This is a genomic window from Arthrobacter sp. TmT3-37 (assembly GCF_054510835.1).
Genome location: NZ_JBTNDU010000016.1, coordinates 26,821 through 38,897, shown reverse-complemented (window position 1 = coordinate 38,897; position 12,077 = coordinate 26,821). Strand labels below are relative to the sequence as shown.

11 protein-coding genes are annotated in these 12,077 nt (G+C 69.2%); 4 read left to right on the top strand and 7 right to left on the bottom strand.

Going from position 1 to position 12,077, the window contains the following annotated elements:
- Window positions 1-100: 100 nt before the first annotated feature.
- From ACX80U_RS16025 to ACX80U_RS16000, 6 genes are all read right to left on the bottom strand, one after another.
- Entirely contained in the window at window positions 101-886 is a 786-nt protein-coding gene (locus ACX80U_RS16025; protein ID WP_133080447.1) for an ABC transporter permease, read from the bottom strand.
- Window positions 887-975: 89 nt separating this feature from the next.
- A complete protein-coding gene (locus ACX80U_RS16020; RefSeq protein WP_459269145.1) occupies window positions 976-1,965 on the bottom strand; it encodes an ATP-binding cassette domain-containing protein in 990 nt (329 codons plus the stop codon).
- A gap of 33 nt (window positions 1,966-1,998) precedes the next feature.
- Window positions 1,999-3,195 carry an MFS transporter gene (locus ACX80U_RS16015; RefSeq protein WP_459269188.1) on the bottom strand — a complete coding sequence of 399 codons (1,197 nt, stop codon included), beginning with the start codon at window positions 3,193-3,195 and terminating at the stop codon, window positions 1,999-2,001.
- A gap of 85 nt (window positions 3,196-3,280) precedes the next feature.
- Complete coding sequence (locus ACX80U_RS16010) at window positions 3,281-4,546, bottom strand: hypothetical protein (RefSeq protein WP_459269144.1); 1,266 nt, start codon at window positions 4,544-4,546, stop codon at window positions 3,281-3,283.
- Between the two features lie 160 nt (window positions 4,547-4,706).
- Window positions 4,707-6,389 (bottom strand): ABC-F family ATP-binding cassette domain-containing protein, encoded by a 1,683-nt coding sequence (locus tag ACX80U_RS16005; RefSeq protein ID WP_133079969.1) that lies wholly within the window; start codon window positions 6,387-6,389, stop codon window positions 4,707-4,709.
- Window positions 6,390-6,428: 39 nt separating this feature from the next.
- The gene (locus tag ACX80U_RS16000) at window positions 6,429-7,163 is read right to left on the bottom strand and encodes a response regulator (RefSeq protein ID WP_459269143.1); all 735 of its coding nucleotides are present in this window, start codon (window positions 7,161-7,163) and stop codon (window positions 6,429-6,431) included.
- 102 nt (window positions 7,164-7,265) lie between these two features.
- On the opposite strand from ACX80U_RS16000, the gene ACX80U_RS15995 reads away from it, so the two are divergent.
- The 4 genes from ACX80U_RS15995 to ACX80U_RS15980 all read left to right on the top strand — a co-directional run bounded on the left by ACX80U_RS15995 (window position 7,266) and on the right by ACX80U_RS15980 (window position 11,141).
- A complete protein-coding gene (locus ACX80U_RS15995; protein WP_459269142.1) occupies window positions 7,266-8,099 on the top strand; it encodes an alpha/beta fold hydrolase in 834 nt (277 codons plus the stop codon).
- A gap of 119 nt (window positions 8,100-8,218) precedes the next feature.
- Window positions 8,219-8,662 (top strand): MarR family winged helix-turn-helix transcriptional regulator, encoded by a 444-nt coding sequence (locus tag ACX80U_RS15990; protein WP_133079972.1) that lies wholly within the window; start codon window positions 8,219-8,221, stop codon window positions 8,660-8,662.
- Window positions 8,663-8,845: 183 nt separating this feature from the next.
- Complete coding sequence (locus ACX80U_RS15985; protein ID WP_459269141.1) at window positions 8,846-10,306, top strand: aminotransferase class I/II-fold pyridoxal phosphate-dependent enzyme; 1,461 nt, start codon at window positions 8,846-8,848, stop codon at window positions 10,304-10,306.
- A gap of 106 nt (window positions 10,307-10,412) precedes the next feature.
- Window positions 10,413-11,141 (top strand): GAF and ANTAR domain-containing protein, encoded by a 729-nt coding sequence (locus ACX80U_RS15980; protein ID WP_459269140.1) that lies wholly within the window; start codon window positions 10,413-10,415, stop codon window positions 11,139-11,141.
- A 125-nt stretch (window positions 11,142-11,266) separates the two neighbouring features.
- On the opposite strand, the gene ACX80U_RS15975 is transcribed toward ACX80U_RS15980, so the two are convergent.
- A complete protein-coding gene (locus ACX80U_RS15975) occupies window positions 11,267-12,073 on the bottom strand; it encodes a methylenetetrahydrofolate reductase (RefSeq protein WP_459269139.1) in 807 nt (268 codons plus the stop codon).
- Window positions 12,074-12,077 lie beyond the last annotated feature (4 nt).

Sequence of the window (12,077 nt, the reverse complement as noted above, 5' to 3'; positions counted from 1 at the left end):
CGGTACCACCAACAGTAGGCCTGGGACCGGTGCGGATTCACCGGCCCCAGGGATGATCACGGAGCGGGGCGCCGTACCCCTTTCGGACGACCCCCGCCGCCTACCGGCTACTGATCGACGCGAATTTGCGGATGCACAGCGGCACGAAGACCACCAGCATCACGATGGTGCCGATCAGCACGGTCAGTACGGCGTTCTGCATGGGCCAGGCATCCGGAACGGGGACGGTCCCGGTGTTGCCGAACAGTTCACGCACCGCCTGCACGAGCGCGGACACGGGATTCCAGTTCGCGAAGGTCTCGAGCGCGCTGGGCAGGGTCTGCGACTGGACGAACGCGTTCGAGATGAACGTGAGCGGGAACAGGATCATGAACGAGGCGTTGTTGATCACCTCCGGGGATTTCACCGACATCCCGAGGAGCGCCATGACCCAGCTGAAGGCATAGGAGAACAGCAGGAGCAGGCCCACGCCGGCCAGCGCCTCGGACGGGGACGTGTTGACCCGCCACCCCACCAGGAAGCCCGTGCCCATCATGATCACCACGGAGAGCGTGTTGAGCACGAGATCGCTGTTGGTCCGCCCGATGAGGACGGCCGAGGTGCTCATGGGAAGGGTCCGGAAACGGTCGATGATCCCGTCCTTGAGGTCCTGTGCCATGGCCGAGCCGGAGAAGGTGGAACCGAAGATGACCGTCTGCGCGAAGATCCCCGCCATGAGGTACTGCGTGTAGTCGCTGCCCTCCACCTGGATGGACCCGCCGTAGATCTGGCTGAACAGCAGCACGAACATGATGGGCTGCAGGACGGCGAAGATCAGCATGTCCGGCGAGCGCTTCAGTTTGGTCAGGTTGCGCTTGGTCACGGTCCACCCGTCGGAGAACCACATCGCCAGTTCGGAGGGCTGGTCCGGAACGGACCCTCCCGGGACGCGCGAGCGTTGGTTCTCGGGCTGGCGGCCCTCGGGTGCTAGGACACTCATGCTGCCGGCTCCTTCTGTGCTGCTGCTTCGTCGTTGTCCTCGGCCCGTCGGCCCGTGAGCTTCAGGAAGACGTCGTCGAGGCTGGGACGCCGCATGCCGGCGTCGTGCAGTTCGATCCCGGCCTCGCCGAGCTCGGACAGGATGTACTGGAGGGCACGGGGTCCCTCGTCGACGGCCACCTCGATGCTGCGGCCGTCATCACCGATGGCGGGGTGGCCGGAGCCGTGGCGCCCGAGGATCTCCCTCGCCGCACCCGCGTGGGCGGCGTCGACCAGCGAGACGACCACGCGGTGTCCTCCGATCTGTGCCTTCAACTGGTCCGCCGTGCCCTCGGCGATGGCCTTGCCGCCGTCGATCACCGCGATGTCGTCCGAGAGCTGGTCCGCCTCTTCGAGGTACTGCGTGGTGAGCAGCAGCGTGGTGCCGTCCTTCACGAGGTCCTTGATGATGCCCCAGAGCGACAGGCGGCTCCTCGGGTCCAGCCCGGTGGTGGGCTCGTCCAGGAACAGGATCTTCGGATTGATGACCAGCGCCCCGGCGAGATCGATCCGGCGCCTCATGCCGCCGGAGAACCCCTTGACCGGGCGGTTGCCGGCCTCCGTCAATTCGAACTGGTCGATGAGTTCCTGCGCCCGGCGCCTGGCCGTCACCGCGCCGAGGTGGTAGAGCCTGCCCACCATCTCGAGGTTCTCGAAGCCGGTCAGGTTCTCGTCGACGGCCGAGTACTGGCCGGAGACGCCGATGATGCGGCGGGCCGCCTTCGGATCCTGCATGACGTCGATGCCGTCGATGTGGGCCGTGCCGGCTGTGGGTTGGATGAGAGTGGTCAGGATCTTGACCACCGTCGTCTTGCCTGCACCGTTGGGGCCCAGCAGGGCCTTGACTGTTCCCTGGGGAACGGAGAGATTCATGCCGTCGAGCGCGTGGACGGGCCCGCTCTTCGACGAATAGGTCTTCTTCAGACCTTCTGCTTCGATGATCGCCATGCAGGAAAGGGTAGAGCCGGCGGCGTGACTCTCCTAGGGGCTTCGGTCAGAACCTGTCCGCAAGGGTTCCTTCGTCTCCACCGGACGTTCCCGGGCGGTGGGCGCGACGATGAAGGAGGCGAGGACCGCGATCCCGACGGCCAGGAGCGCGGTGCGGATGCCCACGACGTCGCCGAGGAAACCGAGAAGGGGCGGACCGGCGAGGAAGGCCGTGTACCCGATGGTCGACACGACCGCGACACGGGCGGCCGCGCGCTCGGGTTCGTCCGCTGCCGCGGACATGCCCATCGGGAATCCGAGCGCGGCTCCCGCGCCCCAGAGGACCGCTCCGACGGCGGCGAGCGGCACGTTCGGCGCGACGACGAAGAGCACGAGCCCGACGAGGGAGGAACCGAGGCTGGCCTGCAGCACCCGTACCCGGCCGAAGCGGTCGATGAGGCCGCCGCCCACGAAACGCAGCGCCGTCATCGCGGCGACGAAGACCGCGAACATGATCGCGCCGGTGCTCTCCGTGGTTCCCAGACCGTCGACACTGGCCTTCGCCACCCAGTCGTTCGCGGCTCCCTCGGTCAGGGCGGCACCCAGCACGACGAGTCCGATCAGCAGGGTGCGTGCCTCGCCCCACGCTCCGAGGCCCTTGCCCCGACCATCCGTCGCCTCGTCCGCCCCATCGACCGGCTGCGCGGGGGTCTCCGGCAGGAAGCGGCGCGGCATCCAGAGCGAGACGGCGAGGCTGAGGACGGCGACGGCGACGAGGTGCACCGACAGGTCCACCTCCAGCGCCGAGAGCCCTGCCCCGACCAGTGCCCCCACGAACGCTCCTCCGCTGAAGGCGGCATGGAAGCGCGGCATGATGGTCCGCCCGACCCGGCGCTCGACGTCGGCTCCCTCGATGTTCTGCCCCACGTCCCACAGGGCCACCCCGCTGCCGAAGAGGAACAGCCCGACGGCGACGACGGGCACGGACACCGCGGCGAGGCCGAGGGCGACGGCGACGGCGCCCAGTGCTGCGGCGGTCCCGCCCAGGCGGACGGTGTTGGCCGTGCCGAAGCGGGCGGCGACGATTCCTGCCAGGGGAAGCGACAGCACCGACCCGATGGCGCCCACGAGGAGGAGGGTGCCCATCTGGCCCGAACCGAGGCCGAGCGTGCCCGATGCCGAGGGGATGCGGGCGGCCCAGCTGGCGAAGACGAGACCGTTGAGTCCGAAGATGGCATAGGAGGCGAACATGGCTGAGCGGACGACGGGGTTCACCCTGCAACCGTAGGCGGGCGGCGGCGGAAGCCGCAATCGCGGCTCCCGCGACCCCGCTGCACTAGTTCAGGTCCACCACGAGGGTCTCGCCCGTCACGGTCACGGTCGCGCTGATGTGGAGCCGCTGCGGGTCCTCCTCGCGTTCCCAGCGTGCCGGCTTCCGGGGGTCGAACTCGGCGTTGCGCTCGTAGGAGAACGTCGCCTGGGCGTCGTCGGACAGGAGCCGGTACACGCCCGGTTCATAGGACTCCTGGAGGGTGAAGGTGGGCTCCTTGTCCAGCGTCCAGCGCGGATCACGGACGTCCTGCGGATCACCGAACAGGAAGGACGCGTTCGGGCAGTTGCTCGGCGAGGCCTCGGTGGAGGCGATGCATCGGTCCAGTGCGGCCGTGGCCGCGGCGGCGGCTTCGGCCTGCACCGCGGGGGTGGGCTCCGGCTCGAAGAGCACCCCGCCGGGCGCCGATGCAGGATCCGCCGTGACCGTGACGGTCTGCTCCGCGCCGTAGGACAGGTAGGTGGTGGGCGACGGCGGGGAGACGACGTACTGCCCGGGCAGTGCCGGGAGGGAGACCGACCGCAGGCCCGCATACCTGTCGGTGTCCCCGGCCGGCAGGGTCACCTCGACGCCGTTGACGGGGACCGACTGCAGGTCCTCCGGGACCACGATGCCGACCTCCGTGACCGGCACCGGACCGTCGAGCCGCCACAGGTCGAAGAGGACACCCGTGGATCCGGTCCGGGTCAGGGTGAAGTCGATGGTGCTGCTGGTTCCCTCCTGCATCACCTCGGTGGTCACCGTCGCGCTGCCGTCGGTGATCGCGACGTCGAGCACCTCGTAGGCGTCGGGTCGACCGGCTGCCGCTCCGTAGACGGCGTCGGACAGCAGGGCGTCCTGTCCATCGGGGACGCCGGTCCCGAGGAGCCCGCGGGAGGCCCCCGCATCCCCTGCGACGAGGGTGTCGAGGTAGGCCTCGACCGGTTTGTCAGGTCCGAAGACCGACTGGTTGACCAGGTGGACCGTGACCACCCCCGCGACGAGTGCGGTCGCGGCGGCGGCGCCGGCCACGACGGTCCTCGTGGCCCGACGGCTCTTCGGGAGAGGACGTGGAGTGTCCTCCGCGGCGGTGGCAGTGCTCCCGGAGGGGATGCCGGCGGCGTGCCGCGGCGTAACGATCCTCCTGGTGCCCGGGTCCGGCGGATCGGCACGGGTGTGCCGGCCCGCAGGGCGCTGCCGGGAGCCCTGCGGAGGTGGCGCCCCGCCGTCGTCCTGCGTCCCGACCGGATCCATCGACTCCGCCTCGGTATCCGTGCCTGTCCCGTTCGCCATGCTCTCCCCGTGTATGGACCGTCCGGCGTCCCTCCGCCGTCGTCCACCCTACCGAGGATGGCACCCGCCGCCCGCGAAGGACAGCGCGTGGTCGGAGCTGTCCGGACTCATCCACCGCCTGTGGACAAACCTGTGGAATAGCTGTGGAGGAGAGGTGGGATCAGCGCGCCCGGACGACCCTGCTCTCGTCCCAGACAGGTTCCTTGGTCTCGTACACCTTGCCGTCCGAGCCGAAGACGAGGAACCGGTCGAAGCTGCGGGCGAACCAGCGGTCGTGCGTCACGGCCATCACGGTCCCCTCGAACGCGTCGATGGCCCGCTCGAGGGCCTCCGCCGAATGGAGGTCGAGGTTGTCCGTCGGCTCGTCGAGCAGCAGCAGCGTGGCGCCGGACAGCTCCAGCAGCAGGATCTGCAGGCGCGCCTGCTGACCGCCGGACAGGGAATCGTAGGGTTGTTCCGCCTGGGCCGCCAGACCGTAGCGGTCGAGCACGGCGGACGCCGCCTCGCGGCCCAGGCCGGACCGGTGCTCGTCGCCGCGGTGCAGGATGTCGATGAGCGTGCGTCCGAGGAGGTCGGGGCGCGAGTGCGTCTGTGCGAAGAAGCCGGGCCGGATGCGCGCGCCGAGCTTCACGGAGCCCTCGTGGGGAACCGAAGCGATGTCGACGTCGGACACCGGCAGGTGCTCCTTGTCCGGGTCGGTGCCGCCGGCGGCGAGCAGCCTCAGGAAGTGTGACTTGCCGGAACCGTTGGAGCCCAGCACACCCACCCGGTCCCCGAACCAGATCTCCGTGCTGAAGGGCTTCATCAGTCCCGTCAGCTCGAGCTTCTGGGCCACGACGGCCCGCTTGGCCGTGCGGCCGCCCTGCAGGCGCATGGAGACGTTCTGCTCGAGGGGGATGGCCTCCGGCGGCCCGGCCTCGAGGAACTTCGCGAGGCGGGTCTGCGCCGCGTGGTAGCGGTTGGCCATGTCGGAGCGGAATGCCGCCTTGTTCTTGTACATGTTGACGAGTTCCTTGAGCTTGAGGTGCTCCTCGTCCCAGCGCTTGCGCAGCTCCTCGAACCGCGCGTTCCGGTCCTCCCGCGCCTTCAGGTAGGTCTCGAAACCACCGCCGTGGGTCCAGGACGACGCGCCCAGGGCCCCGGGCTCGAGCGTCACGATACGTGTCGCGGCGTTGGCCAGCAGCTCACGGTCGTGGCTGACGAACAGCACGGATTTCTTCGACTCGCGCAGCTTCGCCTCGAGCCAGCGCTTGCCCGGCACGTCGAGGTAGTTGTCGGGCTCGTCGAGGAGCAGGAGGTCGTCGGGGCCCGAGAAGAGCGCCTCGAGGACCAGCCGTTTCTGCTCGCCACCGGAGAGCGACGACGCCGCGCGGTACTGCGCACGGTCGAAGGGGACGCCGAGGGCGGCCATGGTGACCTCGTCCCACGTGGTCTCCAGCTCGTATCCACCGGCGTCGCCCCAGTCCGCGATGGCCTGCGCGTACTTCATCTGCGTGGGCTCGTCGTCGGCTTCCATCATGGCGAGTTCCGCCGCGTCGATCCTCGCGGCTGCCGCGGCCAGCACCGGCGGCGCGGCCGAGACGAGCAGATCACGGACCGTCGTGTCGTCACGCACCTGCCCGACGAACTGCCGCATGATCCCCATGGCCCCCGAGCGGCTCACCGATCCCTCGTCGGGTGCGAGATCACCGGAGATGATGCGCAGCAGGGTGGTCTTCCCGGTCCCGTTCGGTCCGATCAGGGCCGTCTTGTGGCCGTCACCGACCTTGAAGGCCACTCCGTTGAGCAGTTGCCTGCCGTCGGAGAGGAAGTAGTCGATGCCGGAAACGTCGAGATGAGCCACGTCTCCAGTGTTTCACGGACCGGGCGGGCACCCGTCGGCTCAGCCCCGCTGGTCGCCCGGGATCATCCGGTATCCCACGCCCCGCACGGTCCGGATGAACCGGGGATTGCTCGTGTCCTCGCCGAGCTTCTTCCGGAGGTTGCGGATGTGCACCTCGACGAGGTGGTGATCCTGGCTCCAGCCGTCACCCCACACCCGGTTCAGCAGCGCTTCGCGTGTCCAGACCCGCTGGGATCCGGTGAGGAGCGTCTCGAGCAGGTCGAATTCGATCCGTGTGAGCGCGAGTTCCCGGCCGGCGAGGGTGACGACGCGCCCCTCGGCATCCATCGTCAGGTCGCCGTGTCGGAGCAGTTCGTTGCCCTCCACCGGCGGTTCCGGGACGGCCCCGGTACCCGTGCGGGGACGACGGAACATCGCGGACACCCGCGCCGAGAGTTCGCGGGGGCTGAAGGGCTTGCCGATGAAGTCGTCGGCGCCGATCTCGAGGCCGATCAGGCGGTCGATCTCGTCCTGGCGGGCCGTGACCATCACGATGTAGGCGTCACTGACGGCACGGCACTGGCGGCACACCTCCACCCCGTCGAGGTCCGGCAGATTGAGGTCGAGGGTGATCAGGTCGGGTCGGTACTCCTTCACTGCCGTTACGGCGTCCAACCCGGACGCGGCCTCCACGATCGTGAACCCGTTCATGCGCAGGGTCGTGGAGAGCAGTTCGCGGATATCCGGATCGTCCTCGACGACCAGCGCAGTGCGCTGCGGCGGAGAAACGGACATGGAACAAGAGTTCCATACTTCAGGAGCCCGGAGGGCACGGAACGGACACTTGGCTTGAACTGATCTTGAGGATCGGCCGGTCCTCCCCCGTAGACTGCCGGGATGCAGCCGACCACCCTCAGCACCGTGCAGGTGAACGGCCTCACCCTCCGGATCCGGACGACGCCGGGGACCGACACGTCCGCCACGTCCCGTTCCCCGTACGTCCTCGTCCATGGACTGGGCATGACCCACCGGTACCTCGACCGGCTCCGCGCCGAACTGGCGTCCGACGCCGTCGTGCACTCCGTGGATCTCCCCGGCTACGGACCGGATCCGCAGCCGGGCGGCCGGCTCGGGGTGGAGGACCACGCCGCCCTGATCATCGAGGCGCTGGCGGCCATCGACGTCCGGTCGTGCATCCTGATCGGGCATTCCATGGGAGTGCAGTTCGTCACAGAGGTAGCCCTCCGGGCACCCGACCTCGCGGAACGGATCGTCCTGATCGGGCCGGTGGTCGACCGCGACCGCCGCACGGTGATCCAGCAGGCCGTCTCGCTCGGACGGGACACGTTCCGGGAGAGCCCGTCCGCGAACTGGACGGTGTACACGGATTACCTCCGCACGGGCGTGCGCTGGTACCTGCGCCAACTGCTGCCCATGATGGAGTACCCGCTGGAGCGCGCGGTCGAGCGGGTCCGGTGTCCGGTCCTGGTGCTCCGGGGCGGGCGTGATCCCGTCGCCCGGCGGCGCTGGTGCAGGGAACTCGCGGCACGCGCCCGGTATGGTCTCCTCGTGGAGATCGACGGCCAGCCGCATGTCGTCCAGCATTCGGCGGCACCGGCCGTCGCAGCGGAGATCATCGCCTTCCGGAGCGTGCCGGCCGCGGCCGATCCGGCTTTCTTGTTCCAAGCTTCGGACCGGCCATCGGGAAAACTTGAAGATCGAAGCGCATAGTAGACGTATTGCAGCTGGTTCCGTCCGTCGTTCCATCGATCAGCTGCAAAGACACGGCACCCGGCCTGCGCTGATCGACAGCGTCGGCCGGGTGTTCCAAGCACCGGAAGGAAGATCGCATGCCTGATCTGCAAGAGTGGTCGACCAGCCGCCTGCTCACGACCGCCGCACGTCTCGTCGACCACGCGTGGAACGAGAGGCTGCTGGACATCGGGATCACCCATGCCGGCTACACCACCCTCGGCGTCCTGGCCCGCGAGGGCACCATGACGGGGGCGAAGCTCGCCCTCGCGGTGCACGTCCAGGCCCAGACGATCGGCAAGACGATCGAGAAGCTCGAGCGCCAGGGGTTCATCTCCCGTATCCGCGACAGCATCGACCGCCGCAGCCAGCGCATCACGATCACGCCGGAGGGCGTCGAGGCCCTCGCCAAGGCCGAGGACATCGAGCGCACACTGATGGTCGGCGAAGGACTGGAGTCCTTCGAGCTGCGCAGCCTGCTGCGCGGCATCGTCGGGGAACTCGCTCCCCAGCGGCAGAAGCCGGCAGCCGCCGTCGTCTGAGGCCGGCGCCGCAGCATCGTCCGACAGAACGGTCGTCCCTCGGGACGGCCGTTCTGTCGTCTCCGGGTGCACCAGGGCACAGACCGGAGGAATCGGTGCGGCGGATCGGCCCTTGACCCGCATCGGCCGCGCTTGGAAGGCTGGATCGGTAAGCATGCTGAGTACGTACCGGAGGGAGAACCGATGGACCAGAACCAGACCCCCGTGCTCACAGCGCTGGCCGACCACCAGCAGCTCGACCGCTACGGCTTCACCCCGCCCGCGCACCGCCAGGGCCGCGGCGTCGACCCCCGGGTCCTGGAGGTCCTCGGCGAGCAGAGCTTCCGGTCCGATGTGCTGGCCAGCTCCGGACTCGACGACCGGAAGACCTCCAACGGCTACCTGCAGCAGGCGCAGGACCTGATGGCGGAAGCGGTCGGGGCGGACCGGACGTTCTTCTCCACCTGCGGCAGTTCCCTGTCGGTGAAGGCCGCTATCCTCGCCGTCACGCACGGCGAGGGCGAGATCCTGCTGAGCCGTGACGCACACAAGTCCGTGGTGTCCGCCCTGGTCCTGGGCGGACTGCAGCCGCGGTGGATCCGCCCGAGCTGGGACAACGACCTCAAGCTCTCCCACCCGCCCACGCCGCAGGAGGTGGAGGCGACGTGGGAGAAGTACCCCGACGCCGCCGCCGCCCTCGTCGTCAGCCCCACGCCCTACGGGAGCTGTGCCGACCTCGGAGCCATCGCGAGGATCTGCCACGACCGCGGAAAGCCCCTGATCGTCGACGAGGCGTGGGGTGCGCAGCTGCCGTTCCATCCCGACACCCCCACCTGGGCCATGTCCGCCGGGGCCGACCTCTGCGTGGTCAGCGTGCACAAGATGGGCATCGGCTTCGAGCAGGGCTCCGTGTTCCACCTCCAGGGGGACCTCGTGGACCCCGTCCGGCTCGAGCACTGTGCGGACATCCTCTCCACCACCAGCGCGAACGTGATGCTGTACGCAGCGATGGACGGGTGGCGGCGCCAGATGGTCCAGAGCGGACATGACCTGATCGACCGCGCGCTGGCCCTCACGCGGCGGGTCCGCGAGCAGATCGAGGAACTGCCCGGCCTGCACGTGCTGAAGGAGGAACTCACCTCCCACGAGGCTTCCCACGACCTCGACATCCAGCATGTGCTCGTCGACGTCTCGGGTCTGGGCATCACCGGGTACCAGGCCCACGACTGGCTGCGCGAGAACTGCAGGCTCGACTTCGGGACCACCGACCACCGTCGCCTCGAGATCACCATGTCCATCGCGGACGACGAATCGACCGTCCAGCGGCTGATGGACGGACTGCGCCTGCTGATCGACGCGGCCCCGGACTTCCCGCCATCGCCTCCCGTGCTGATCCCGGACGAGGGCGAACTGGACCTGGAGACCGTCATGCTGCCGCGCGATGCCTTCTTCGGCCCCGTGGAGGACATCCCGATCGAGGAATCCGTGGGTCGGATCGTCGCCGAGCTCGCCACGCCCTACCCTCCGGGGGTCCCCGTCTTCCTGCCGGGGGAGCGCATCAACGAGGCGTCCGTCAAATACCTGCGCAGCGGTGTCGACGCCGGCATGGTCCTCCCCGATCCCGGGGACGCGTCCCTCGGGACCATCCGCGTGGTGAAGGAGTAGCACCCGGAGGCGGTCGCCGCCGCGTCCGGCAGGGGCGTCAGGTCGCCGGAGAAGGGCTCCGGGAGGGTTTCCTAGACAATCTAAGCATCCGTCGTACGATGAGCGGGTGAACGACGAGCATCGACAGGCGGCCGCAGCCGAACTCCAGGACCTCATGCTGACCAACGAGACCGTCGACCAGTTCCTGGAGGATCTCGCCGGTCTCTCCTCGAGGATCCTCGGCCGCTCCGTCGAGGTGCAGTGCGGAGTGACGTACCGGCACCAGGACCTGGCCACGACGGTGGCCTCCAGCAGCGAGGAGGCACGGACGCTCGACGAGATCCAGTACGGTTTCGGCGACGGTCCCTGCCTGCACGCCATCAGCACGGGCAGGACCGTGATCGTCGACGACGCCCGTACGGACGGACGCTGGCCCGACTACTTCGCGGCGGTGGCCGATCACCGGTACTTCGCCATGATGGGCGTTCCCCTGGTCCTCGACGGCCAGGGCGGGGCGGCGCTGAATTTCTACGCGGCCGAGCCGGGGACCTTCACCAGCACCACCCAGGCGCTGGCGGAGGGATTCGCCCTCCAGGCCGCGAAGGCGCTGCAGATGGTCCTCCGGGTCTCCCGGCAGGCCGACACGTCCTCGGGCCTCAGGGCGGCGATGGAGTCGAGGACCACCATCGACATCGCCATCGGGATCATCATGGGCCAGAACCGCTGCACCCAGGCGGAGGCCTACGCGGTCCTGACACGCGCCTCGAATGCCCAGAACCTGAAGATCCGCGAGATCGCGCACAGGATCGTCGGCGGAGTGTCCGCCGAGCCGGCGCGTACGCACTTCTCGGACTGACAGGGCGGTCGCTCTCCGCGATCACCCGCGGGCAGGAGTCCGGGGCGAGCACGGTCCGGAAGGCTTCCACCGGCTCCGTACCGACCGGGAGGAGTCCTCCGGCGAGGCGGTCGCCGTCGGGGAGTTCACCCGGCGGCGGAAGCCAGCCCCGACCGCGCGAGTCCGGCGAGGTCGTTGAAGCTGTACAGGTGCAGGCCTGCGTACCCGGAGGCCTGCACCGCCCCCACCAGCGGACCCGGGTCGTAGGACGCCGACGAGAGCAACTGCCTGACGGCGGACCCGGAGTTCGAGGCGCCCGCGGAGCGTTTGAGGAAGCCGAGGGACTGCCCCACCCCGATCCTGCCTGCAAGCCGCACCAGCCGTGCCATGCGCACCGGGCCCGGCACTCCCGCCCACACCGGCAGGCCCACTCCTTGGAGCCGCAACCGCGACGGGTAACCCCGCAGCGTGTCCGGTGAGAAGCAGAGCTGGGTGACGCACCAGGACACGAACGGCTGTTTGTCGAGCATCGTCCTGACCAGTTCCTCGTCCGTTGCGCCCGGGCGCCCTTCGGGATACACGGCCATCCCCATCCGGAGCACCCCGCCCGAGAGATCCGCGATGTCCTCCATGAGCGCCCCGCTCCAGGCGTAGGGCCCGGCGGCCGCAGTGGCATCCCCGCCGATCACGAAGACGTCACCGATGCCCGCGTCGGCGCACCGCTCGACGTACCCGGCCAGCTCCGTCCGGCCGGTCACGGACCGCGCGGCCAGGTGCGGGATGGCGGTGTAGCCGGCCCGCGCGAGGTCCACCGCCAGGCCCACGGCCTCCCGCGGGCCGTGGTGCGGCAGGCACGTGACGGTCAGGGCGGCGGGGGCGGGCAGGTGCTCGCGGAGACGGTCGGCAATGCCTTCCGACGGGATGACCTCCACGCGGACCGGCAGGTCAGTCATCGAC